We start from the raw sequence: 24,793 nt of genomic DNA, 5'->3' as shown, positions 1-24,793 counted from the left end.
CCGCCCGGGACGACCGGGCTCGGCACGCATGTTGGACTGGGGCTTTGTCGTGGAACCGCCGCGACGCGGAATTATTCGAGGCGTGATGGGCTGCTTCGCCCCATATTTTACCTGCGTGCACGGCAGGTGCGACGCATGAGTGACGCGCCGCACATTCCCGTGCTTGGCCGCGAGGCGATCGAGCATCTCGCGCCGCGCGAGGGCCGCATCTATATCGATGCCACCTTCGGCGCCGGCGGATATAGCCGCGCCATTCTCGATGTGCCGGGAACCCGCGTCATTGCGATCGATCGCGACCGCACCGCGATCGCCGGCGGCGCCGAGCTGGTCGCGCATGCCGCGGGCCGGCTGACGCTGGTCGAAGACCGATTCTCGAATCTTGCCGAGGTCTGCGCGGCGCAAGACGTCGACGCGGTCGACGGCGTCGTGATGGATGTCGGCGTGTCCTCGATGCAGCTCGACCAGGCCGGTCGCGGCTTCTCGTTCCGCCTCGACGGTCCGCTCGACATGCGCATGGGGCAGGTCGGCCCGACGGCTGCCGAAATCGTCGCGCGCGCCTCGGAAAGCGATCTCGCCGACATCATCTATCTCTTCGGCGAGGAGCGGCATTCGCGCCGCGTTGCCCGCGCCATCGTGGCTGACCGGCAGGAGACGCCGTTCACCACCACGCGCGCGCTCGCCGATCTCGTCGGCCGGGTGGTGCGCTCGAAGCCCGGCGACATTCATCCGGCAACGCGGACGTTCCAGGCGCTGCGCATCTTCGTCAATGAAGAGCTCGAGGAGCTTCAGACCGCGCTCGCGGCGGCCGAGCGCGTGCTCAAGCCCGGCGGCCGCCTGGTGGTGGTCTCGTTCCACTCGCTGGAAGACCGCATCGTCAAGAATTTTCTTAGCCTGCGCGCCAAGACCGGCGGCGGCTCGCGGCATCTGCCGGAAGTGGCGCAAGGTGCGCCGAGCTTCCAGCTCTTGACGCGGCGCCCGGTGATCGCCGGCGAGGCGGAGGTTGCGCACAATCCGCGCGCCCGTTCCGCCAAGCTGCGCGCCGCCGAGCGCACCTCGGCGCCGGCGCATGACGATTCAGAGCCGTCGTCCTGGCCAAAGCTCTCCGACGTGATGAGGGGGGGCTAGCACATGCGCTTCATCCACCTGCTCGTCATCGGCGCGCTGATTTTCGCGGCCGCCTATGTCTACCGGATCAAGATGGACTCCACGGCCCGCACCGAGAAGGTGCTGCGGCTGCACGCGGAGATTCGCGAGCAGCGCGACGCGATCGCGCAGCTGCGCTCCGAATGGGCCAAGCTCGATGCGCCCTTGCGCCTGCAGGGCCTCGTCGAGCGCCATCTGCCGCTGAAGCCGGTCAACGGTACACAATATGACTCGCTGAAGAACCTGCCGGAGCGTCCGCCGCGGATGTTCCGGCCGGGCGAGCCCGATCCGATCGGCGCCATGCTCAACACCATCGAAGCCGCGAGCGATCCTGATACCGTGACGGGCTCCGTGCCTCAGCCCGAGGACAAGCAATGAGCGCTGCGACTCCGGCCAAACCCAAGCCGACTGAACCCTGGCGGCAGCGTCTGATCCGCAGCCTGCTCTACGGGCGCAATGTCGACCGCGCCGCGAAGGCCCGCGCACGCGTGGGGCTCGCAATGGTCGCCTTTTCCCTGGTCTACGCCCTGATCGGAAGCCGGCTCGTGATGTTCGCGATCGGCGCCGACGCTCATAGCGCGCGGCGGGCTGCCTCGCAGGAAGTGGTCGCGACTGCGCGACCCGACATCGTCGACCGCAACGGCGCGATCCTCGCGACCGACGTCAAGGCGGCCAGCATGTTCGGCGAGCCGCGCCGCATCATCGACAAGGACGAGGCGATCGAGCTGTTGACCGCCACCGTGCCCGACCTCGACGAAGCCGAGGTGCGGGAGCGCCTGAAGACGCGCAAGGGCTTCGTCTGGCTGAAGCGCGAGATCACGGCAAAGCAGCAGCAGGACATCCACAAGCTCGGCCTTCCCGGCATCGGCTTCCTGCGCGAGAACAAGCGTGTCTATCCGACCGGCAACGAGGTCGCCCACCTCATCGGTCTGGTCAACATCGACAACCAGGGCATCGCCGGCATGGAGAAGTGGCTCGACAATCAGGGGCTCGCCGATCTCCACCGTGCAGGTTTTGCCACCGACCGCCTGCAGAAGCCGATCGAGCTGTCGGTCGATCTGCGCGTCGAGCACGCGCTGCGCGACGAGCTGTTGAAGGCCAAGGAGAAGTTCCACACCAAGGCCGCCTCCGGGCTTGTCACCAACGTCAACACCGGCGAAATCATCGCGATGGTCTCGGTGCCGGATTTCGACCCGAACAATCCGAAGGAAGCCCACGACCCGGACCGCATCAATCGCTTGACGACCGGCGTCTACGAGATGGGCTCGACCTTCAAGGCGTTCACGCTCGCGATGGCGCTCGACACCGGCAAGTATGGTCTCGACTCGCTGTGGGACGCGCGCGGGCCGCTGCACTACGGCAAGTTCGCGATCCATGACGACGAGCCGAAGGGCCGCTTCCTGACCATGAAGGAGGTCTTCACCTTCTCCTCTAACGTCGGCGCGGCGCGCATCGCGCTGTCGCAGGGCGTGGAAGCGCACAAGGCGTTCCTGCGCAAGATGGGGCAGATGGAGCGGCTGCGCACCGAGCTGCCGGAGAGCGCCTCACCGATCCTGCCGCGGCGCTGGAGCGATTTGAACACCATCACCATCTCGTTCGGCCATGGCATGGCGGTCGCGCCGTTGCAGGCCGTGATGGGCGTCAGCGCCCTCGCCAACGGCGGCCTTTTGATTCCGCCGACCTTCCTCAAGCGCACCGAAGAGGAGGCGCGGGCGGTCGCAAAGCGTGTGATCAAGCCCGAGACCTCGGACAAGATGCGCTTCCTGATGCGGCTGAACGCAGAGATCGGCACCGCCAAGCGAGCGAATGTTCCCGGCTACTACATCGGCGGCAAGACTGGCACCGCGGAAAAGGTGGTCAATGGCCGCTATGCCAAGAAGAAGGTGCTGACCGCGTTCACTGCGATCCTGCCGGCGGACAAGCCGAAATACCAGCTCCTGATCATGCTCGACGAGCCACAGCCTCTGAAGGAAACCTACGGCTTCATCACGTCGGGCTGGAACGCCGTTCCGACCGCCGGCAACGTCATTAGCCGTATCGGGCCGCTGCTCGGCATCGAGCCCCGCTACGACCTGCCGCCTGCGGACCGCCTTATTCTTGCAGCATCCAGGACAACCCAGTAATCAATCGGGTAGGCCGTAGCCGCTGCTGAGTCGGGGATTTTCCTCAAGATTCGGCTTTTCGGCACGGTGACCGGAAGACCATGAAGCTGCGTGACCTCTTAGGCAATGATGCCGCAATCGAGCCCGCTACCGCCGCGCTCGATGTGGGCGGCGTTGCGTTCGACAGCCGCGTGGTCAAGCCGGGCGATCTCTTCTTCGCGCTCGCCGGCAGCAAGACCGACGGCGCGCGGTTCGTCGATGCTGCGATTGCGGCCGGCGCGGTCGCCGTGGTCGGCGATCATGCGCCCGATGGCTGCAAGGTGCCGTTCGTCTCCGTCGCCAATCCGCGCCGCGCACTGGCGCTGGCTGCAGCGAGATTTTTCCCGGCCCAGCCCGCGACGATTGCGGCGGTGACCGGAACCAGTGGCAAGACCTCGGTGGCCGCATTCACGCGCCAGATCTGGGAGCGGCTGGGGCATGCCTCGGCCAGCATCGGCACCATCGGTCTCGTCTCGCCGAAACGCACTGTTTATGGCTCGCTGACGACGCCGGATCCGATCGCGCTGCATCGGCAGCTCGATGAGATCGCGCGCGAGGGCGTGACGCATCTCGCCTTCGAAGCATCGTCCCACGGGCTCGACCAGTATCGGCTCGACGGCGTGCGCGTCTGCGCCGGCGGCTTCACCAATCTCTCGCGTGACCACATGGATTACCATCCGACCGTCGCGCACTATCTCGCAGCAAAGCTCCGGCTGTTCCGCGAGCTCGTGCCGCCGGGCGGCGCTGCAGTGATCTCGGCCGATCACGATTGCTCCGCGGAAGCGATCGACGCGGCGACGGGGCGCGGCTTGCGCGTGATGGCGGTGGGGCGTCACGGCGACGGGGCCGGCGAGGGCATTCGTCTCACCGATGTCGAGGTCGAGGGCTTCTCGCAAAAGCTTGCACTTGAACATCGCGGCAAGCGCCATGTGGTCCGGCTGCCGCTGGCCGGCGAATTCCAGATCGAGAATGCGCTGGTCTCGGCCGGCCTTGCCATCGGCACCGGCAGCGATGCGGCCGGTGTGTTTGCGAGCCTCGAACATCTCGAAGGCGCCAAGGGCCGGCTCGAACGCGTCGGCGAGCGGAACGGCGCGCCGATCTTCGTCGACTACGCGCACAAGCCCGATGCACTGGCGAAAGCGTTGCAGGCGCTGCGGCCCTACGCCAGGCGCAGGCTGATCGTCGTGTTCGGCGCCGGCGGCGATCGCGATGCCGGCAAGCGGCCGATCATGGGCCAGATCGCGGCGGAGAATGCCGATCGCGTCATCATCACCGACGACAATCCGCGCAGCGAGAAGCCGGAAGCTATTCGCGCCGCGATCCTCGCCACCGCAAAGGGCGCGCGCGAAATCGGCGACCGCGCAGCTGCGATCCGCGCCGCGATCGAGGACCTGGAAGATGGCGATGCGCTGCTCGTCGCCGGCAAGGGCCACGAGACTGGGCAGATCGTGGGTGGCGAGGTCCTGCCGTTCAGTGATCACGAGGCGGTCGCCGCCGCATTAGCATCGAGGGTCGCATGAGCGCGCCACTATGGACGGTTGCCGAGGTGGCGCGTGCGCTTGGCGCGACCGGATCATTCCCGGACACGCCCATCGACTTCGTCACCCAGGACAGTCGTCTGGTGAAGCCGGGCAGCCTGTTCGTGGCGTTGAGCGGCACGCCGAGCGGCGGCTTCATCTCGGCCTTCGCCAGCGCGCGCGACGGCTGGGAGTTCGCGGACAAGGCGGAAGCGTCGGGCGCGGTGGCGATGATCGTGCCGCACGAGATCGCGGGCGTTCGCATTCCGCAGATCGTCGTGAAGGACACGCTGATCGACGGCCTCTGGGGCCTCGCGCGCGCCGCACGCGCGCGCTTCAACGGTCCGGTGATCGGGCTCACCGGCAGCGCCGGCAAGACCAGCACCAAGGAGTTTCTGGCGGCCTATCCCAATGCCTATGCGAGCCCGTCGAGCTTCAACAATTTCTGGGGCGTGCCGCTGACGCTGTGCAATGCCCGGCCCGATGCCAGCCTCTGGGTCGTCGAGATGGGGATGAACCAGCGAGGTGAGATCGCAAGGCTCAGCGAATTGACGCGGCCGACCGTCGCGCTCGTCGTCAATGTCCAGCCGGTGCATCTGGAAAAGCTCGGCTCGCTCGATGCGATCCGCCGCGAGAAGGTGTCGATCGCGCTCGGCCTGCCGGAGGACGGCGTGCTGGTGCTGCCGGCCGGCATCAAGGCGCCGGACTGGAAGGGCAAGGTGGTGCGCTTTGGCGAGAAGGCCGAGGTGCACGAAGTCGCACACGCGCCGCACGGCGAGAGCTGGCAGGTCGTGGCCGCGATCGGCAAGAAGGAGATCGCCTTCAGCCTCACGCCGGGGGCGCCGCACCGCGTGCAGAATGCGCTCGCTGCGCTCGCCTCGGCTCACGCCGCGCATCTCGATGCCGCGACGCTCGCGATCAAGCTCGCCCGCGTCGGCATCATGACCGGCCGCGGCGTCGAGCAGGCGGTCCGCGGCGTCACCGTGATTGACGACAGCTTCAACGGCAACCCGGCGAGCGTCGCTGCTGCGCTGCAAAGTCTGCAGGCGCGCAACATGACGGGCGGCCGCCGCATTGCGGTGCTCGGCGACATGCTGGAACTGGGCGACGACGCACCAAGCTACCACATCGCGCTGGCCACGCATCTCGACGGCATCGACGGTATCTATTGCGTCGGTCCCTTGATGCGGCACCTCTATGACGCGCTTCCCGCCGGCAAAGGGCTCGGCTGGCACGACGATCCCGCGACGCTGAAAGCCAGCGAGGTCGCGGGCCTGCTGAAGGCAGGCGATGTCGTGGTTGTCAAGGGCAGCAAGAAGATGTTCTGGGTCAACAAGTTTGTGCCGGGGCTAGTGGCCGCCTTGCAGGCAAAGGCGTAAACTGCTTGGAAGGCGCTGTTCCCGAATCCCACTCTTTGCGGTGCCAAGGCTGCACGTTTCTTGCCGTCCGGTTTCTTTGAGGTCGCCCGACCCATGATGAAAACCAGCGAATGCGCGTGAGTCGAAATCTGCGTCTGAAGAAGCCTGCGTGCGAAAGGCGCCATAGGACCGTCTGAATGTTTTACTGGCTGATCGAGCTCTCCAACACATTTCCAGGCTTCGGTGCGGTGCGCACCGTTCTGAACGTCTTTCGCTACATCACCTTCCGCACCGGCGGCGCCATCGTCACCGGCGCGCTGTTCGTGTTCCTGTTCGGACCCTGGATCATCGATCATCTGCGCATCCGCCAGGGCAAGGGACAGCCGATCCGGACCGACGGCCCGCAATCGCATCTGGCCAAGAAGGGCACGCCCACCATGGGCGGGCTGATGATTCTGTCCGGCCTCACGGTCGGCACCGTGCTATGGTGCAATCCGCTCAATCCCTATGTCTGGATCGTGCTCGCGGTGACGCTCGGCTTCGGCTTCGTCGGCTTCTATGACGATTACCTCAAGGTGACCAAGCAGACCACGAGCGGGTTCGGCGGCAAGCTGCGCCTGCTGATCGAGGCGGTCATCGCGCTGGTCGCCTGCTATGCGCTGGTGCGGCTGAACCGCGATCCCGCCTCGACCGCGCTGACGATCCCCTTCCTGAAGGACACCGTGCTGCATTTCGGCTGGTTCTTCGTCGTGTTCGGTGCCTTCGTCATCGTCGGCGCGGGCAACGCGGTGAACCTCACCGACGGTCTCGACGGCCTTGCCATCGTTCCCGTGATGATCGCGACCGCGAGCTTTGCGATGATCGCCTATCTCGCCGGCAACGCGGTGTTCGCCGACTACCTCCAGATCAAATATGTCGCGGGCACCGGCGAGCTGGCGGTGCTCTGCGGCGCGCTGCTGGGCGCCGGCCTCGGTTTTCTCTGGTTCAACGCGCCGCCGGCCTCGATCTTCATGGGCGACACCGGCTCGCTCGCGCTCGGCGGCATGCTCGGTTCGATTGCGGTCGCGGTGAAGCACGAGATCGTGCTCGCGGTGATCGGCGGACTGTTCGTGCTGGAGGCGGTCTCCGTCATCGTGCAGGTGGTATCGTTCAAGCTCACGGGCAAGCGCATCTTCCGGATGGCGCCGATCCACCACCATTTCGAGCAGCTCGGCTGGACCGAGCCGCAGATCGTGATCCGCTTCTGGATCATCTCGGTGATGCTGGCGCTCGCCGGCCTCTCCACGCTGAAGCTGCGCTGACGGTATCGCGATGATCCCGGTTACATCCTTTGCCGGCAAGACGGTCGCGGTGTTCGGCCTCGGCGGCTCGGGGCTCGCTTCCTGCCACGCGCTGAAGGCCGGCGGCGCCGAAGTGATCGCCGCCGACGACAATGCCGAGAATGTCGCCAAGGCGGCGCAGGCCGGCTTCATCACCGCCGATCTGCGCAACGTCGCCTGGGACAATTTCGCAGCGCTGGTGCTGGCGCCCGGCGTGCCGCTGACCCATCCGGTGCCGCACTGGAGCGTGCTGAAGGCGCGCGAGGCCGGTGTCGAGGTGATCGGCGACATCGAGCTGTTCTGCCGTGAGCGGCGACGGCATGCACCGAACGCGCAGTTCGTCGCGATCACCGGCACCAACGGCAAGTCGACCACGACGGCGCTGATCGCACATCTCACGAAGGTCGCCGGCTACGACACCCAGATGGGCGGCAATATCGGCACCGCGATCCTGTCGCTGGAGCCGCCGCGCACGGGCCGCGTCCACGTCATCGAGATGTCGTCCTACCAGATCGATCTCACGCCCTCGCTCGACCCCTCCGTCGGCATTCTGCTCAATGTCAGCGAGGATCACATCGATCGTCACGGCACCATCGAACATTACGCCGCGGTGAAGGAGCGTCTCGTGGCGGGCGTGCAGGCAGGCGGCACCTCGATCGTCGGCGTCGACGACGGCTATTGCCGCGACATCGCCGACCGGCTCGACCGCGCCGGCAAGAATGTGGTGCGGATCTCCGTCAGGAATCCGCTGGCATCAGGCATTCATGTCGAGCACGGCACCATCATGCGCACCGCGGGCGGCGCCCGCAGCGAGATCGCCAAGCTCGGTGGCATCGGCTCGCTGCGCGGCCTGCACAACGCGCAGAACGCGGCGTGCGCGGCCGCAGCCGCGCTCGCGATGGGCATCGGCCTGGACGTGCTGCAAAGCGGCCTGCGCAGCTTTCCGGGCCTGGCGCATCGCATGGAGCAGGTCGGCCGTCGCGGCAACGTGCTGTTCGTCAACGACTCCAAGGGCACCAATGCGGACGCCACCGCGCATGCGCTGTCGTCCTTTTCGGAGATCTTCTGGATCGCCGGCGGCAAGCCGAAGGCCGGCGGCATCACCAGCTTGACCTCCTTCTTCCCGCGCATTCGCAAGGCTTATCTGATCGGCGAGGCCGCCCAGGAGTTTTCCGGCACGCTCGGCCCGGTCGCGCACGAGATCAGCCAGACGCTCGACGTCGCGGTCGCGCATGCCGCGCGCGATGCGGAAGCATCGGGTCTCACCGACGCGGTCGTGCTGCTGTCGCCGGCCTGCGCCTCCTTCGACCAGTACCGCAACTTCGAAATCCGCGGCACGAAGTTCCGCGAGCTGGTGCAGGCGCTGCCGGGTGTGAAGCCGGTGGTCTGAGACATGTCGCGGCGACGCAGGATCGGACTCGTCGTCGCTGCTCTTGCTATTCCCATCGGTTTCCTCTGCGTTGTCTTCTTTGACAGCGTCATGCACGAATTCGGCGCGTGTCGTGTCGTTCGCCAGAAGTTGTTCGCCTCTCCAACTGGCAGCAAGCTGGTCGTCGTGGTCTGGAAGTCGTGTGGCGCGAAGGTGCCTGACAGCACCCAGGCCAGCATCGTGGCGCGCGGCCGGACGTTCTCGCCCGAGAGCACGCCGACCTTTGTCAGCGTTCGCGGGCATCCTGATGTGGTCGTGGCCTGGAGTAGCGAGCGGGCGGTCAGGATCGGCTTCATTCCCGAGCCAGCCCAGGTCGACAAGCGCGACCAGCGCGCGGGGGATGTCACGATCAACTACGAATAGTAGGATGAGTGAGACCCGGTAGTTTGAATCCGCAGGCATCAATGGCTCGAGTGAGATAACATATGAATTTGCTGGGCGCGTGGCTGGTTGATGAGACCGATAAGTTGGCGCTGACCCGCTTGGGAGATGTCCTGCTTGAGTTCGACGACAATGGTGGACTGCGCTACACAATTCGCGAGCCGGACAAGCATCAAATCATCAATCTTCGATATCGGGTGGAGGGCTCGACGATTGTCACTGATCAACCCTCGGCGCCACAAGTTGAACGCACGCAATTCTCGTTTGTCGAGGATGGTGTTTTGACCCTGGCCTTTGGCGGCGTTCCGTATCGGTTCGTCAGGGCGCCTAGTCCGTAGTCCAATCCGGGCACTTCCCTCAAAAGTTACCCGCCACATTAACCCCCCGGTAACCAACCTCGGCGACCAATGGACGGACCTCTGTCCGAAAGCGGCCGCCCATGCTCTCCCGTGAAGAACGCACCCCCTTTACCGAGTGGTGGTGGACCGTCGACAAGCCGCTGCTCGGCGCGATCCTGGTGCTGATGCTGACCGGCGTCATCCTGTCGCTGGCGGCGAGCCCGCCGGTCGCGACCCGCATCGGGCTCGATCCCTTCCACTTCTTCAGCCGTCACGTGATGTTCCTGGCGCCGTCCTTCATGGTGCTGGTCGGCGTGTCCTTCCTGTCGCCGCGCTCGATCCGGCGAAGCGCGCTGATCATCTTCACGATCAGCATCATCCTGATCGTGGTGACGCTCGCCATCGGCCCCGAGGTCAAAGGCTCTCGCCGCTGGATCACGCTGCTCGGTGTCAACATCCAGGCCTCCGAAATCGCAAAGCCGTCCTTCGTCGTCATCGCTGCCTGGCTGTTTGCGGAATCGACCAAGCGCCCGGAGATGCCCGCGACCTCGATGGCGCTGGTGCTGCTGATGATGCTGGTCTCCCTGCTGGTGATGGAGCCGGACTTCGGCCAGACCATGCTGATCCTGATGGTGTGGGGCTCGCTGTTCTTCATCGCGGGCATGCGCATGATCTGGGTATTTGGCCTCGCTGGCATCGGCGCGGCCGGGCTGTTCAGCGCCTATCTTTTTGTTCCCCACGTTGCCGGGCGCATCAAGCGCTTCATGAATCCGGCCTCGGGCGACACCTTTCAGGTCGATACCGCGATGGAGGCCTTCTACAACGGCGGCTGGTTCGGCCTCGGACCGGGCGAAGGCATCGCCAAGCGCAGTCTGCCGGACAGCCACACCGACTTCGTGTTCGCGGTTGCCGCCGAAGAGTTCGGCATCATCCTGTGCCTGGCGATGCTGACGCTGTTTGCCTTCGTCGTGATCCGCACGCTGTCGCGCGCCTATGCCAACGAGGACATGTTCTCGCGCTTTGCGGCCTCCGGGCTCGCGATCCTGTTCGGCGTACAGGCTGCGATCAACATGTCGGTCAACCTCCAGCTCATCCCCGCCAAGGGCATGACGCTACCCTTCATCTCCTACGGTGGCTCCTCGATCGTGTCGCTCGCTTATGGTGTCGGCATGATGCTGGCCCTGACGCGGCTGCGCCCGCGTACCGAGGTCGAGGCCAGCGGCCATGCCGAGGCGATGCGCAGCTACGCGTGATCCTCACCCCCGCGCAACGACGAAGCCGTTGTCGCTGGAGGAGCCGCGCTCTGCGCGGCGTCTCGAAGGGCGAGGCCACCGGCCGGGCCTTCATCCTTCGAGACGCGCGTTCAGCGCTCCTCAGGATGAGGGTTTGAGATGCGGCTTGCTGCGCTCGTAATGACGAGAAAGACCTTGTAAAAGGCCTCTCCATGGACACTTCCCCCTTGATTCTTCTCGCCGCGGGCGGCACCGGCGGCCATCTGTTTCCGGCCGAGGCGCTTGGCGTCGAGCTGATCCGGCGCGGCTTTCGCGTGCGCCTGGTCACCGATGAGCGCGCGCTGCGCTATAGCGGGCTGTTCACCAAGGACATGATCGACGTCGTCGCGAGCGAGACCGCACGCGGCCGCAATCCGATCCAGCTCGCTCATGCCGGCCTCACGCTCGCCACCGGCACGCTGTCCGCTTACCGCCTGATCAAGCGATCGAAGCCGGCTGCCGTCATCGGCTTCGGCGGCTATCCGACATTGCCACCGCTGGTCGCGGCAAAGTTTGCAGGCGTACCCGGCATCATCCATGAGGCCAACGCGGTGCTCGGCCGCGCCAATCGGTTTCTCGCAAGCCGTGTGCGCGCCATCGCGACGTCATTGCCGGGCGTGCTCGACCGCGATCCGGCGCTGGGAGCCAAGACCACGACGGTAGGCACGCCGATGCGGCCGGGGGTGCTCGCGGCTGCGGCCGTGCCATATGCCGCACCCGAGGTGAATGGCCCGCTGCGCCTGCTCGTCGTCGGCGGCAGCCAGGGCGCGCGCATCATGGCCGACGTCGTGCCGGGCGCGATCGAGCGGCTCGAGCCCGCGCTGTGGGGTCGGCTCATTCTCACCCAGCAGGTCCGCGACGAGGACATGACCCGGGTGCGTGCGGTCTACGACAAGCTCAAGATCAATGCCGAACTCGCGCCGTTCTTCGCGGATCTGCCGGCGCGGCTTGCCTCCAACCATCTGGTGGTGTCGCGCTCCGGCGCGGGTACCGTCGCCGAGCTCGCCGCGATCGGCCGGCCGTCGATCCTGGTGCCGCTGCCGGGTGCGATCGACCAGGATCAGTTTGCCAATGCCGGCGTGCTGGCCAAGGTCGATGGCGCCATCCGTATCCCGCAGACCGAGTTCACCTCTGATCGCCTCGCCGCCGAGATCTCGGGTTTTGCCGCCGAGCCGGCGCGTCTTGGCGCCATGGCAGCGGCGGCGAAGGGGGCAGGCCGGCTCGATGCCGCCGAGCGGCTGGCCGATCTGGTGGTCAAAGTCGCGGGAATCTGACGCGAAAAAGCCCTTGTCTTGGCCTTCCAAAGCGGGGCATCCAGTAAGAACGGCGCGGCTGATTTGGCCGTGACTTTCGCCAGATGCCGCCTGTGCAAGGCGGCGAGGTCAGGGAAGAGAGCATGAGACTGCCGCGCGAGATCGGACCCATCCACTTCGTCGGGATCGGCGGGATCGGCATGAGCGGCATCGCCGAGGTGCTGGTCAATCTCGGCTATGTCGTGCAGGGGTCGGACGCCTCCGACAATTACAATCTCGACCGCCTGCGCAAGAAGGGCGCGAAGGTTTCGGTCGGCCACAAGGCCGAGAACGTCGACGGGGCCGCGGTCGTCGTCGTCTCCACCGCGATCAAGCGCGACAATCCGGAACTGGTGGCGGCGCGCGAACGGCGCATTCCCGTGGTGCGTCGCGCCGAGATGCTGGCCGAATTGATGCGGCTGAAGAGCTGCGTCGCGATTGCCGGCACCCACGGCAAGACCACGACGACCACGATGGTGGCAACGCTGCTCGACGCAGGCGGTCTCGATCCGACCGTGATCAACGGCGGCATCATCAACGCCTATGGTTCCAACGCGCGGCTAGGGGCCGGCGACTGGATGGTGGTGGAGGCCGACGAGAGCGACGGCACGTTCCTGAAGCTGCCGACCGATGTGGCGATCGTCACCAATGTCGACCCTGAACATCTCGATCACTTCAAGACGTTTGACGCCGTGCAGGATGCCTTCCGGCATTTTATCGAGAACCTGCCGTTCTACGGCTTTGCCGTGATGTGCATCGATCATCCCGTCGTGCAGACCCTCGTCGGCAAGATCGAGGATCGTCGCATCATCACCTACGGCGAGAATCCGCAGGCCGACGCGCGGTTGCTCGACCTGACGCCAACGGGGGGCGGATCGAAGTTCAAGGTCGCGTTCCGCGATCGCAAGACGGGCGCCGTGCACGAGATCGCCGACCTGATGCTGCCGATGCCGGGTCGCCACAACGCCTCCAACGCGACGGCTGCGATCGCGGTCGCGCGCGAGCTTGGCGTGTCCGATGAAGATATCCGCAAGGCGATCGCCGGCTTCGGCGGCGTCAAGCGCCGCTTCACCAAGACCGGCGAGTGGAACGGCGTCACCGTGATCGACGATTACGGCCATCATCCGGTCGAGATCGCGGCGGTGCTGAAGGCGGCGCGGGAATCCACCAACGGCAAGATCATCGCCGTGGTGCAGCCGCATCGCTACACCCGCCTGCAATCGCTGTTCGAGGAATTTTGCACCTGCTTCAACGATGCCGATGCAGTGGTCGTTGCCGACGTCTATGCCGCGGGCGAGACCCCGATCGACGGGATCGATCGCGATCATTTCGTCGCGGGCCTGCGCGCCCACGGCCACCGCGAGGTGATCCCGCTGCCGGCAGCCACCGAGCTCGCCGGCATCGTGAAGGGTATTGCCAAGTCAGGCGATCTCGTCGTGTGTCTCGGCGCCGGCAACATCACGCAATGGGCGTACGCACTGCCGGACCAATTGAAGGCGCTGGGGTAGGGCGAGCGGATGTCAAGCCATCGTCGACCACCGCTCGTGTGGCCACCCCTCTCCCTAACCCTCCCCCGCAAGGGGGGAGGGAACCCATCCGCCGGTGCCTTCCTAACTCCATCAAAGGATCAGAGTGCAGCTGCGACGTCAGGTGAGGTGAGCACGCTGGTCAGGCTCCCTCCCCCCTTGCGGGGGAGGGCTGGGGAGAGGGGTAAGCTCCGGGCGCTGGCCAACAACGTCATGGTCGGTGCGTCATGAGCTTTCCCGACATCACGCCCTCACTCAAAGCCGCGATGCCGCAGTTGCGCGGGCGGCTGCTTGCCAACCAGTCGCTGGCCGAGCTCACCTGGTTTCGCGTCGGCGGTCCGGCGCAGGTGCTGTTCACACCGGCGGACGAGGATGATCTTGCTTACTTCCTCGCGCATCTCGCCAGCGACATCCCCGTCTATGTCGTCGGCGTCGGCTCCAACCTGATCGTGCGCGACGGCGGCATTGCCGGCGTGGTGATCCGGCTGGCGCCGCGCGCTTTCGGTGAGGCGACTGCGAACGGTGACGTCGTCGTCGCGGGCGCGGCTGCGCTCGACAAGCGCGTCGCGGAGGTCGCGGCCGGCGCAAATATCGGCGGGCTCGAATTCTATTTCGGCATTCCCGGTACGATCGGCGGCGCGCTGCGCATGAACGCGGGCGCCAATGGCGGCGAGACCAAGGACGTGCTGATCGAGGCGCGCGGCGTCGGCCGCGACGGCACGAAGCACATCTTCGCCAACGCCGACATGAAATTCGTCTACCGCAACAGCGGCGTCGATCCCTCCATCATCTTCACGTCGGCCCGCTTTCGTGGCGAGATCCGGGATGTCGAGGCCATCCGCGCGCGGATGGCCGACGTGCAAAGCCATCGCGAGACGGCGCAGCCGATCCGCGAGAAGACCGGCGGGTCGACCTTCAAGAATCCGCCCGGCCATTCCGCCTGGAAGCTGGTCGATGCCGCCGGCTGCCGGGGCTTGCGCGTCGGTGGTGCGCAAGTGTCGGAGATGCACTGCAACTTCCTGATCAACACCGGCGATGCCACCGCGCACGACATCGAGACGCTGGGCGAGACCGTCCGCGAACGCGTCAAGGCGAATTCCGGAATCGAGCTGCACTGGGAAATCAAGCGGATTGGAACTCCCGGCTAATTTGGAGAGGCGACGAGAGACTATGCGCATCACCATCCTCTTCGGTGGCTCCAACCGCGAACGTCTGGTTTCCGTCGCGTCAGCCCAGGCGCTGCACCAGGCGCTCCCCGAGGCCGATCTCTGGTGGTGGGACGTCGAGGACAACGTTCACACCGTCCAGTCGAAGCAGTTGCTCGAACATTCCCGGCCCTTCGAGGACGAGTTCAAGCCTGGTACGCGCGGCATTCCGCTGGCGCAGGCGCTCGACAAGGCCAAGGCGGAAGACCGCGTCCTCGTACTCAGCCTGCATGGCGGCGGCGCCGAGAATGGCGAATTGCAGGTGATGTGCGAAGCGCGCGGCGTGCCGTTCACCGGCTCCGGCTCGGCCTCCTCGCATCTCGCCTTCGACAAGATCGCGGCCAAGCGCTTTGCCGCGCTCGGTGGCGTGACGCCGCCCGAGGGCATCGCGCTCGCGAATATCGATGAGGCCTTCGCCGAATATGGAAGGCTGATCGCAAAGCCGGCGCGCGATGGATCGAGCTATGGCCTGATCTTCGTCAACGCCAAGCAGGATCTCGTCGCCGTCCGCAATGCGGCCAGGCACGAAGAGTATGTGATCGAGCCCTACATCGCCGGCGTCGAGGCGACCTGCGGCGTGCTGGAGCGCATCGACGGCTCGCTCATCTCGCTGCCGCCGATCGAGATCATCCCAGGTGAGGGCAATTTCGACTACGCCGCAAAGTACCTGCTGTCGACGACCCAGGAGATCTGCCCGGGCCGCTTCACCGCCGAGGTCACCGCCGCGCTCAAGACCCAGGCGATGCTCGCGCATCGCGCGATGTCCTGCACCGGCTATTCCCGCTCCGATTTCATCGTCTCGGAGAAGGGGCTGATCTATCTCGAAACCAACACGCTGCCCGGGCTGACCAAGTCCTCGCTCTACCCCAAGGCGCTGAAAGCCGAGGGCATCGCGTTTGCCGACTTCCTCCGCGACCTGATCGAGCTGGCGGTGCGGCGGGTGCGGAAATAATTAGGATTGGTTAACGGCCGAGAGGGCGAAAACGGCCGTTTTGGTGCCCAAAGCCGGTAAAATGCCGGAGATCGTGGCATAACTGCCTCACCGAGCTGGGCAAAAAGCATTCTTCGTTAACGAACTTTACCTTTTGTTTACCAGGAAGTCCGAAGGTTAACGCTGGCGGCGCATATGGCGTTTTGGCTGCCGGCGCGTGAGCTGTTTCGGATTGTCCCCGACCGGCGAACGCTTTGAAGGGGAGCGGTTTCTTCAGCCGAAGACCAGTTACCCGGCCCGGCAAGTTCGAGACGTCATGTTCGCCAGGACCCGCGCGGTGTCGTGGGCAAACTGTTGACGAGCTCGTGCAATGGATGGTGCAGGAAGCCTCTCCCGGTCGTTTTTGAGATCGCTGAGGCCCCAAGCTGATCTGAAGGCGGCCGCTATCGGAGCGGTCGTGCTTCTGCGCGAGTGGGTACAGGACAAGCGTGCCGAGAAGCGCGCCGCTGCCAAGCAAAAAATCAAGGCCAAGGCGGTCGTCGAACGCGAGCCGCCGCCGCATCTGATCGCGGTCGTCGAGCGCTATCTGCCGCGCCGGGTCGGGATCAGCATGACCGTGCTGCTGCTGATCGGCAGCTGCGGCCTCGGCATCGTCAAGGGCGGCCATCTCCAGGATTTCATCACCGCTGTCAGCGACGCGCGCAACGCCATGGCCAATTCGGCCGGCTTCCGCATCACTTCGGTCGTGATCAACGGCCGCAAGCAGCTCAGCCAGGACGAGATCCTCGCGATCGGCGGCGTCAGCGGCCGCTCCTCGCTGCTGTTCCTCGATGCCGACGACGTCCGCGACAAGCTCAAGGCCAATCCCTGGATCGCGGATGCGACCGTGCTGAAGCTCTATCCGGGCCAGCTCATGATCGAGATCACCGAGCGCAAGGCGTTCGCGCTGTGGCAGGAGGCCGGCCGGCTCTCCGTCATCGCCGACGACGGTGCGCTGCTCGAACCCTATGTCTCGCGCCGGTTCCTGTCGCTGCCGCTCGTGGTCGGCAAGGGCGCCGACACGCAGGCCCGCGACTTCCTCGCGCTGCTCGCCCGCTATCCGCAGGTGAACTCGGTGACGAAGGCCGCGATCTATGTCGGCGAGCGGCGCTGGAACCTGAGGCTGAAGGACGGCCTCGACATCCGTCTGCCCGAGCAGGACGTCGGCAACGCGCTCGCCGCGCTCTCCAAGCTCGACAAGGACGACAGGCTGTTCTCGAAGGATATCGTCGCGATCGACATGCGCCTGCCCGACCGTCTGGTGGTGCAGCTGTCCGATGACGCCGCCAAGGCACGCGAGGATCTGTTCAAGGACAAGAAGAAAAAGAAGGCCGGGGACGCCGCATGACCGGTCTTGATCGCACCCAGACGCCGAAGATGCGCCCGATGCCGCACAAGCGCGCCGGTCTCGTCGCCTGCCTCGACATCGGCACCAGCAAGATCGCCTGCATGATTGCCCGGCTGAAGCCGTCGGCGCCGAGCGAGGCCCTGCGCGACCGTACCCATGCGGTCGAACTGATCGGTTACAGCCAGATCCAGTCGCGCGGCATGAAGGCCGGCGCGGTGGTCGATCTCGCCGAATGCGAGCAGGCGGTGCGCCAGGCCGTCGGGCTTGCCGAGAAGATGGCCAAGGTTCGGGTCGAGTCCGTTTTGCTGTCGGTCTCCGGCGGCCGGCTCGCGGGCCAGCTTGTCGAAGCCGCAGCCGATATCCGTGGCGGCGCGGTGACGCCGGCCGATGTCAGCCGCGTCACCTCCACCGGCATGCGCCACGCCACCGGCGAGGGCCGCACCGTGCTGCACGCGCTGCCGGTCGGCTACACGCTCGACGGCGTCAAGGGCATCCGCGATCCCCGCGGCATGGTCGCGCATCAATTCGGCGTCGACATGAACGTCGTCACCTGCGACGCCACCGTGGCGCGGAACCTGATGCTGGCGGTGGAACGCTGCCATCTCAACGTCGAAGCCATGGCGGCGAGCCCCTATGTGGCCGGCCTGTCGGTGCTGACCGACGACGAGGCCGATCTCGGCGCGGCCGTGGTCGAGATGGGCGCGGGCACCACCACCATCGCGGTCTATTCCGGCGGCCGCTTCGTGCACGCGGCCGGTTTTGCGGTCGGCGGGCAACATATCACGATGGATCTCGCGCGCGGACTCTCGGCGACCATTGCCGATGCCGAGCGAATCAAGACGTTATACGGCACCGTCATCACCGGCGGATCGGACTCGCGTGAGCTGATGTCTGTACCGACAGCCGGTGACGATCAGGATCTGCCGCAGATCGTTTCGCGCGCCACCATCGCCAACATCGTCAAGCATCGTGCCGAGGAAGTCTTCGAAATGGTTCGGGACAAGCTGAAGGATTCGCCCTTCGCGGCGGAGCCCAAGGGCCGTGTCGTGCTCTCCGGCGGCGCCTCGCAGCTCACCGGCCTCGTCGAGCTCGGAACCCAGATTCTCGGCCGGCCCGTGCGGGTCGGACGTCCGCTCGGTTTTGGCCGGCTGCCCAACGAGGCGAAGAACGCCGCGTTCGCGGTGCCGGCCGGACTTCTCGTCTACCCGCAATATGTTCACCACGAACATGTCGAACCGCGGCATACGCGGCAGCAGGTCAGGACAGGAACGGGCGGTTATTTCGGAAAGGTCGGGCGATGGCTACGCGAGGGCTTTTGATGACCGCTTTCCCCAATTGTCGATTTTCACCAACTCCCGCGGCCGCAGGCCGGGGCGAACCCACGCGCGCGTGATCGAGAGGCAAACATGACCATCAGCATCAACGTTCCTGATATTCACGAGTTGAAGCCCCGCATCACCGTGTTCGGCGTCGGCGGCGCCGGCGGCAACGCCGTCAACAACATGATCACGGCGGGCCTCCAGGGTGTCGACTTCGTGGTCGCCAACACCGATGCGCAGGCGCTGACGATGTCGAAGGCGCAGCGCATCGTGCAGATGGGCACGGCGGTGACGCAAGGCCTCGGCGCCGGCTCGCAGCCCAACGTCGGCGCTGCCGCCGCGGAAGAAGTCATCGACGAGCTGCGCGATCATCTCTCGGGCGCCAACATGGTGTTCGTCACCGCCGGCATGGGCGGCGGCACCGGCACCGGCGCTGCTCCGGTCATCGCCAAGACCGCGCGCGACATGGGCATCCTCACCGTCGGCGTCGTGACCAAGCCGTTCCACTTCGAGGGCGGCCGCCGCATGCGCACCGCCGAAGCCGGCATCAACGAGCTTCACAAGGTCGTCGACACGCTCCTGATCATCCCGAACCAGAACCTGTTCCGGGTTGCCAACGAGAAGACCACGTTTGCCGACGCCTTCGCGATGGCCGACCAGGTGCTCTACTCGGGCGTGGCCTGCATCACCGATCTGATGGTCAAGGAAGGCCTGATCAACCTCGACTTCGCCGACGTCCGCGCCGTCATGCGCGAGATGGGCAAGGCGATGATGGGCACCGGCGAAGCCTCCGGCGACAAGCGCGCGCTCACCGCCGCTGAAGCCGCGATCGCCAACCCGCTGATCGACGACTCCTCGATGAAGGGCGCCAAGGGCCTCCTCATCTCCATCACCGGCGGCAAGGACCTCACCCTGTTCGAGGTCGACGAAGCCGCGACCCGTATCCGCGAGGAAGTCGACCAGGACGCCAACATCATCGTCGGCGCCACCTTCGACGAAGCGCTCGATGGCCTGATCCGCGTCTCGGTCGTCGCCACCGGCATCGAGCAGGCCGCGATTGCCCGCAACACCCAGGGCACCAGCGCTCCGGTCGCAAACGCCGCGCCGCAGCAGCTGCAGCAGGCTCCCGCTGTCCCGGCCGCCGCTGCCGAGAGCCGTCTCGCCGACCTGACCGCGCGCCTCCGTGCCGACAACCAGCGTCTGGCCGAGCGCGCCCAGAAGCTGGAATCGCAGATCCCGGCGGCTGCACCCGCCGCTGCTGCGCCTGTCGCACAGCGTCCCAATGTCGAGCGTGCGGCGCTTGCCGCCATCGCCGCTGCCGTGTCCGAAGTTCCGTCGGCGCCCGCGCCGCAGACCTATGGCGACGTCACCGTGCGCCCGATCGCGCAGAAGCCCACGCTGTTTCCGGAGCCCGAGCAGGCGCCGGTTGGCATGCATGAGCCGATGACGCCGGAAACCTTCATCCCGCCGCAGGCGGAGCGTGCCCCGGCCCGCGCCCCGCGCATGCCGCGCCTCGAGGAGCTGCCGATGCCGGCCCAGGCCGAGCTGCGTCAGGCCCGTGGCGAGGTGGAAGAGGAAACGCCGCAGAAGACCCGTCTGTCGCTGCTGCAGCGCCTCGCCAATGTCGGCCTCGGCCGTCGCGATGAGGAGACCGAGGCCCCGATCGCCGCCCGGACCGCCGGTCCCGCCATGCCGGCGCTGCCCGATCGCAAGCCGCAGCGGACGGTGCAGCAGCAGATCGCCGCCAGCGAACCGGTGTCGGAATACGCCCGCCGGCCCGCGCCGCAGGGACTCGACGCCCATGGCCGCCCCGCACCTGTTGCGCCGGCGCCACAGGGAGACGACCATCTTGATATCCCGGCCTTCCTGCGCCGGCAGGCGACCTGAGATTTGTTACAATAAGGCAGACGCAGAAAGGCCCCGGCGGGAAGCTTGCCGGGGCCTTTCCTTTGGTCCCGTGCATATCCGGAACGCGCGTACAAGCAACTGATTTTAAATCATTAATTACCTGTTCGGTGCTTCAGTAAAGCTGCCGATAACGGCCCGAAACTCCGGCGCAATTTGGTTAAGCCTTGGCGCGAATACGGCAGGTTTGGGGTAACAATCGGTAAAAAAGCGTGAGTTGGCGCTGTTTGAGGCAGTGACTATGGTTCGGTGTGACTTGGGGATACGGAGATTCGGACGGTCGATCTCGATCGATCAGTCGGGTCTAGTATAAGTCGCAGTGGTCGTAGTGGGGCGGTTCCTGATGAAATTTAGCCGGCAAACAACGCTTCGTGCGCAAGCCACCGTGGCAGGCGTGGGCGTTCATTCCGGTCTTCCCGTCACCCTTACGCTTGGACCTGCACCCGTCGATGCAGGTCTTATTTTTGTCCGCACCGGACTTGAGGGAAGTGACCGCGAGATCCAGGCGACCGCCGAGCAGGTGGTCGCAACCGATTTCGCGACCGTCCTCGGCGACCGCAATGGTCCGCTGATCTCCACCGCCGAGCATGTGCTTGCTGCGCTGCGGGGCATGGGCGTCGACAACGCCATCATCGAAGTCGATGGTCCGGAAGTACCGATCATGGACGGCAGCGCCGCGGCCTTCATCGCGGCGATCGACCAGGCCGGCATCGTCAACCAGCCGGCGCAGCGCCGGTTCATCCAGGTTTTGAAGCCGATCTCGGTCAAGATCGGCGATTCCTTCGGCGAGATCCGGCCCTACGCCAACGGCTTCCGCGCCGAGGTCGAGATCGATTTCACCAATCCCGTCATCGGCCAGCAGAGCTATGGCTTCGACGTGAGCCCCGAGCGCTTCCGCCGCGAAGTCGGACGTGCCCGGACCTTCGGTCTGATGGGCGACGTCGCCAGGCTCTGGAGCGCGGGCTATGCGCTCGGCGCCTCCTTCGAAAATACCATCGTGTTCGACGAGGAGCGGCTGCTCAACACAGAGGGCCTGCGCTACGCCGACGAATGCGCCCGCCACAAGGTTCTGGACGTGATCGGCGATCTCGCGCTGGCCGGCCTGCCGCTGCTTGGTGCCTATCGCTCGGTGCGTGGCGGTCACAAGCTCAACCACGCTGTCCTGACCGCACTGCTCGCCGACCGTAGCGCCTGGCGGGTGGTCGAGGGCGAGGCGGCCCGCCGCACCACGCGTGGCGTTGTCGAGGTCGGCAGCGGTATCGTTGGCGGCCGGATCGCCGCGGCCTACGGGCCGGACGTGTCCTGAACGGCTGTTGCGGCACGCGCCAAGCGGCACTTTTATCGGGGAAACTCCTGGTAACCATGATCGACTAGGATTGCGGCGTTTTCGCCTTAATCCGGGCGGAATGCCTGCCTATCCGATGGGTTAACAATCGTTTTTCGGTTACACCGACGTGGTCGCATGGCAGGCACCACGGACACATTTCGCGCCCGTGACGGGGATCACGGGCTGGCGGGCACCGCATCACAGGGCGTCAGGTCTCAAATTCATGTCGGCACAGCGTATGACGCGCGGATATCTCTTGGTTTCACCGCGAGCCCGTGGGCTGCTTCAGGCTGCGACTCTCTTCTTGCTCGCATTGCCGCTGGCCGGTTGCGGCACCGGCTCGCTCTGGGACAAGTTCACCGCCAAGGACGATACCTTCGTCGAGGAGCCTGCCGACAAGATCTACAATGAGGGCTTGTACCTCATGAACGAAAAGAAGGACATGAAGGCGGCGAACAAGAAGTTCGAAGAGGTCGACCGCCAGCATCCCTATTCCGACTGGGCGCGCAAATCGCTGCTGATGTCGGCCTACGCGTCCTACCAGGGCGGCGACTATGACAGCTGCATCGGCGCTGCCACACGCTACGTCACCCTGCATCCCGGCAGCCCGGATGCCGCTTACGCGCAATACCTGATCGCCGCCTCGCATTACGACCAGATTCCGGACATCAACCGTGACCAGGGCCGCACCGAGAAGGCGATCGCCTCGCTGGAAGAGGTGGTGCGCAAATATCCGACGTCGGAATATGCGACCTCCGCCAAGGCCAAGATCGAGGGTGCACGCGACCAGCTCGCCGGCAAGGAAATGGCCGTCGGCCGTTACTACATGGGCAAGCGCGACTACACCGCCGCGATCAACCGCTACAAGGCCGTGGTGACGCAGTATCAGACCACGCGTCACGTCGAGGAGGCGCTCTACCGCCTGACCGAATCCTACATGGCGATCGGCATTGTCGGCGAGGCCCAGACCGCCGCAGCCGTGCTCGGGCACAATTTTCCCGACAGCCGGTGGTACAAGGACGCCTATAATCTTGTAAAATCCGGCGGTCTCGAGCCGAGCGAGAATCAAGGGTCCTGGATCAGCCGGACCTTCAAGGGGATTGGCCTCTAAAGGTCTCGGCTAGGAAATCTGGTTCCATGCTGGCGCGTCTGTCGATCCGTGACATCGTCCTGATCGAACGGCTCGATATCGAATTCGCCACCGGACTTGCGGTTTTGACCGGCGAGACCGGTGCGGGCAAATCCATCCTGCTCGATGCCTTTGCACTGGCGCTCGGTGGCCGCGGCGACGCCGGCCTCGTGCGTCATGGCGCGGAGCAGGGGCAGGTCACCGCCGTCTTCGATATCCCGAAGAATCACCCCGCGACGAAAATTCTGGCCGAGAACGGGCTCGACGACACCGGCGAAATGATTCTCCGCCGCGTCCAGCTCGCCGACGGTCGCACCCGCGCCTTCATCAACGACCAGGCGATCAGCGTGCAGACGCTGAAGGCGGTCGGCGCAGCGTTGGTCGAGATCCACGGCCAACATGACGAGCGCGCGCTGGTCGATGCCGCCACCCATCGCCGCCTGCTCGATGCCTTTGCCGGCCTCGAAAAGGATGTCGCAGCCGTCGAAGCGCTCTGGGACGCGCGCCGCACCGCCAACACCCAGCTGGAAGAGCATCGCGCCGGCATGGAGCGGGCCGCGCGTGAGGCCGACTATCTGCGCCACGCCTCCGACGAGCTGAAGCAACTCGCGCCGAAGGACGGCGAGGAGACCTCGCTCGCCTCGCGCCGTACCACCATGATGCAGGGCGAGAAGATCGCCTCCGATCTGCGCGAGGCGCAGGAGGTCGTCGGCGGTCATAATTCGCCGGTCGCGGCGCTGTCGGCCGCGGTACGCAGGCTGGAACGCCGTGGCGTCAATTCGCCGGCGCTGGTCGAGCCCGCGGTGAGGGCGATCGACATCGCGATTAATGCGCTGGAGGAGGCCGATCAGCACCTCCAGGCGGCCTTGGCTGCGACCGACTTCGATCCGGCCGAGCTCGAACGCATCGAGGAGCGGTTGTTCGCTCTGCGCGCCGCCTCGCGTAAATATTCGACGCCGGTCGATGGCTTGGCCGCACTTGCCGCACGATATGCCGCCGACGTCGTGCTGATCGATGCCGGTGCCTCACGCCTGAAGAAGCTGGAGCAGGCCGCGATCGAGGCCGATGCACGTTATGCGGCGGCTGCGCAAAAGCTCTCCGCGGCGCGGCAGAAATCGGCCGAGAAGCTCAACAAGGCCGTCAATGCCGAGCTCGCCCCGCTCAAGCTCGAACGCGCGAAATTCATGACGCAAGTCGTCACCGACGAGGCCGCACCGGGTCCGCAAGGCTTCGATCGCGTCGAGTTCTGGGTGCAGACCAATCCAGGCACCAAGGCGGGGCCGATGATGAAGGTCGCCTCCGGCGGCGAGCTGTCGCGCTTCCTGCTGGCGCTCAAGGTCGTGCTGTCCGACCGTGGCTCGGCGCCGACGCTGGTCTTCGACGAGATCGACACGGGTGTTGGTGGCGCTGTCGCGGACGCCATCGGTGGGCGCCTCGCGCGGCTCGCCGGCAAGGTGCAGGTGATGGCCGTGACCCACGCTCCGCAGGTCGCGGCCCGCGCCGGCCAGCATCTCTTGATTTCCAAGGATGCGATGGACAAGGGCAAGCGCGTCGCCACCCGCGTCAACGCGCTGGCCGCCGACCACCGCCGTGAGGAAATCGCCCGCATGCTCGCCGGCGCCGAGATCACAGCCGAGGCGAGGGCGGCCGCGGACCGCCTGCTCAAGGCGGCGAGTTAGCACGGCCCTCATGGCACAGAAGAAAAGCAGCTATAGCAAAGCCGTTGCGGTAAACTACATTGCCGACGATTGGCTTCTTGTCGATCCGCATATTCGTAAAGCTCGATTGGTCACTATTCTCGATTCTTTCGAAGACGAGCACCTGCACGAGATATTTGCATTTCACCAAAAGCTTCATGATCTCGACGCCGACGAG

General features: G+C 65.6%; 20 protein-coding genes. All 20 read left to right on the top strand.

What is annotated here, in order from left to right; genetic code table 11:
- Positions 1-135 precede the first annotated feature (135 nt).
- The 20 genes from rsmH (at position 136) to recN (ending at position 24,597) form a co-directional block, all read left to right on the top strand.
- The gene (gene rsmH, locus NLM32_RS35750) at positions 136-1,125 is read left to right on the top strand and encodes a 16S rRNA (cytosine(1402)-N(4))-methyltransferase RsmH (protein WP_254133396.1); all 990 of its coding nucleotides are present in this window, start codon (positions 136-138) and stop codon (positions 1,123-1,125) included.
- A 3-nt stretch (positions 1,126-1,128) separates the two neighbouring features.
- A complete protein-coding gene (locus NLM32_RS35745; protein ID WP_254133395.1) occupies positions 1,129-1,521 on the top strand; it encodes a hypothetical protein in 393 nt (130 codons plus the stop codon).
- A complete protein-coding gene (locus NLM32_RS35740) occupies positions 1,518-3,266 on the top strand; it encodes a penicillin-binding protein 2 (RefSeq protein ID WP_254133394.1) in 1,749 nt (582 codons plus the stop codon). Before NLM32_RS35745 ends, NLM32_RS35740 begins: the two co-directional genes overlap by 4 nt.
- Before the next feature lie 80 nt (positions 3,267-3,346).
- Positions 3,347-4,804 (top strand): UDP-N-acetylmuramoyl-L-alanyl-D-glutamate--2,6-diaminopimelate ligase, encoded by a 1,458-nt coding sequence (locus NLM32_RS35735; protein ID WP_254133393.1) that lies wholly within the window; start codon positions 3,347-3,349, stop codon positions 4,802-4,804.
- Positions 4,801-6,180 carry a UDP-N-acetylmuramoyl-tripeptide--D-alanyl-D-alanine ligase gene (gene murF / locus NLM32_RS35730; protein WP_254133392.1) on the top strand — a complete coding sequence of 460 codons (1,380 nt, stop codon included), beginning with the start codon at positions 4,801-4,803 and terminating at the stop codon, positions 6,178-6,180. Before NLM32_RS35735 ends, murF begins: the two co-directional genes overlap by 4 nt.
- Before the next feature lie 176 nt (positions 6,181-6,356).
- Positions 6,357-7,460, top strand: coding sequence for a phospho-N-acetylmuramoyl-pentapeptide-transferase (gene mraY, locus NLM32_RS35725; RefSeq protein WP_254133391.1), 1,104 nt, complete (start codon positions 6,357-6,359; stop codon positions 7,458-7,460).
- A gap of 10 nt (positions 7,461-7,470) precedes the next feature.
- The gene (murD, locus tag NLM32_RS35720; protein ID WP_254133390.1) at positions 7,471-8,868 is read left to right on the top strand and encodes a UDP-N-acetylmuramoyl-L-alanine--D-glutamate ligase; all 1,398 of its coding nucleotides are present in this window, start codon (positions 7,471-7,473) and stop codon (positions 8,866-8,868) included.
- Between the two features lie 90 nt (positions 8,869-8,958).
- A complete protein-coding gene (locus tag NLM32_RS35715) occupies positions 8,959-9,270 on the top strand; it encodes a hypothetical protein (protein ID WP_254133389.1) in 312 nt (103 codons plus the stop codon).
- A gap of 62 nt (positions 9,271-9,332) precedes the next feature.
- Positions 9,333-9,626, top strand: a complete 294-nt coding sequence (locus tag NLM32_RS35710; protein ID WP_254133388.1) for a hypothetical protein — start codon at positions 9,333-9,335, stop codon at positions 9,624-9,626.
- Positions 9,627-9,727: 101 nt separating this feature from the next.
- Positions 9,728-10,879 (top strand): putative lipid II flippase FtsW, encoded by a 1,152-nt coding sequence (gene ftsW / locus NLM32_RS35705; RefSeq protein WP_254133387.1) that lies wholly within the window; start codon positions 9,728-9,730, stop codon positions 10,877-10,879.
- A 191-nt stretch (positions 10,880-11,070) separates the two neighbouring features.
- Positions 11,071-12,171, top strand: a complete 1,101-nt coding sequence (gene murG / locus NLM32_RS35700) for an undecaprenyldiphospho-muramoylpentapeptide beta-N-acetylglucosaminyltransferase (protein WP_254133386.1) — start codon at positions 11,071-11,073, stop codon at positions 12,169-12,171.
- A 122-nt stretch (positions 12,172-12,293) separates the two neighbouring features.
- On the top strand, positions 12,294-13,697 hold the full coding sequence (gene murC / locus NLM32_RS35695) for a UDP-N-acetylmuramate--L-alanine ligase (RefSeq protein ID WP_254133385.1): 1,404 nt from the start codon (positions 12,294-12,296) through the stop codon (positions 13,695-13,697).
- Positions 13,698-13,942: 245 nt separating this feature from the next.
- Positions 13,943-14,863, top strand: a complete 921-nt coding sequence (gene murB, locus NLM32_RS35690; protein ID WP_254133384.1) for a UDP-N-acetylmuramate dehydrogenase — start codon at positions 13,943-13,945, stop codon at positions 14,861-14,863.
- Between the two features lie 22 nt (positions 14,864-14,885).
- Positions 14,886-15,872 (top strand): D-alanine--D-alanine ligase, encoded by a 987-nt coding sequence (locus NLM32_RS35685; protein WP_254133383.1) that lies wholly within the window; start codon positions 14,886-14,888, stop codon positions 15,870-15,872.
- Positions 15,873-16,221: 349 nt separating this feature from the next.
- Entirely contained in the window at positions 16,222-17,238 is a 1,017-nt protein-coding gene (locus tag NLM32_RS35680) for a cell division protein FtsQ/DivIB (protein ID WP_254133382.1), read from the top strand.
- Positions 17,235-18,557, top strand: coding sequence for a cell division protein FtsA (ftsA, locus tag NLM32_RS35675; protein ID WP_254133381.1), 1,323 nt, complete (start codon positions 17,235-17,237; stop codon positions 18,555-18,557). Before NLM32_RS35680 ends, ftsA begins: the two co-directional genes overlap by 4 nt.
- Before the next feature lie 87 nt (positions 18,558-18,644).
- Positions 18,645-20,444 (top strand): cell division protein FtsZ, encoded by a 1,800-nt coding sequence (gene ftsZ / locus NLM32_RS35670; RefSeq protein ID WP_254133380.1) that lies wholly within the window; start codon positions 18,645-18,647, stop codon positions 20,442-20,444.
- Between the two features lie 361 nt (positions 20,445-20,805).
- A complete protein-coding gene (gene lpxC / locus NLM32_RS35665) occupies positions 20,806-21,768 on the top strand; it encodes a UDP-3-O-acyl-N-acetylglucosamine deacetylase (RefSeq protein ID WP_254133379.1) in 963 nt (320 codons plus the stop codon).
- Positions 21,769-22,012: 244 nt separating this feature from the next.
- The gene (locus tag NLM32_RS35660) at positions 22,013-22,900 is read left to right on the top strand and encodes an outer membrane protein assembly factor BamD (RefSeq protein WP_254133378.1); all 888 of its coding nucleotides are present in this window, start codon (positions 22,013-22,015) and stop codon (positions 22,898-22,900) included.
- A gap of 26 nt (positions 22,901-22,926) precedes the next feature.
- Complete coding sequence (gene recN / locus NLM32_RS35655) at positions 22,927-24,597, top strand: DNA repair protein RecN (protein ID WP_254133377.1); 1,671 nt, start codon at positions 22,927-22,929, stop codon at positions 24,595-24,597.
- The last annotated feature ends 196 nt before the right edge of the window (positions 24,598-24,793 follow it).

Source organism: Bradyrhizobium sp. CCGUVB14 (genome assembly GCF_024199935.1).
GTDB lineage: Bacteria > Pseudomonadota > Alphaproteobacteria > Rhizobiales > Xanthobacteraceae > Bradyrhizobium.
Note: the sequence above shows the minus strand (reverse complement) of the source record. Positions and strands in the feature narration are given on the sequence as shown.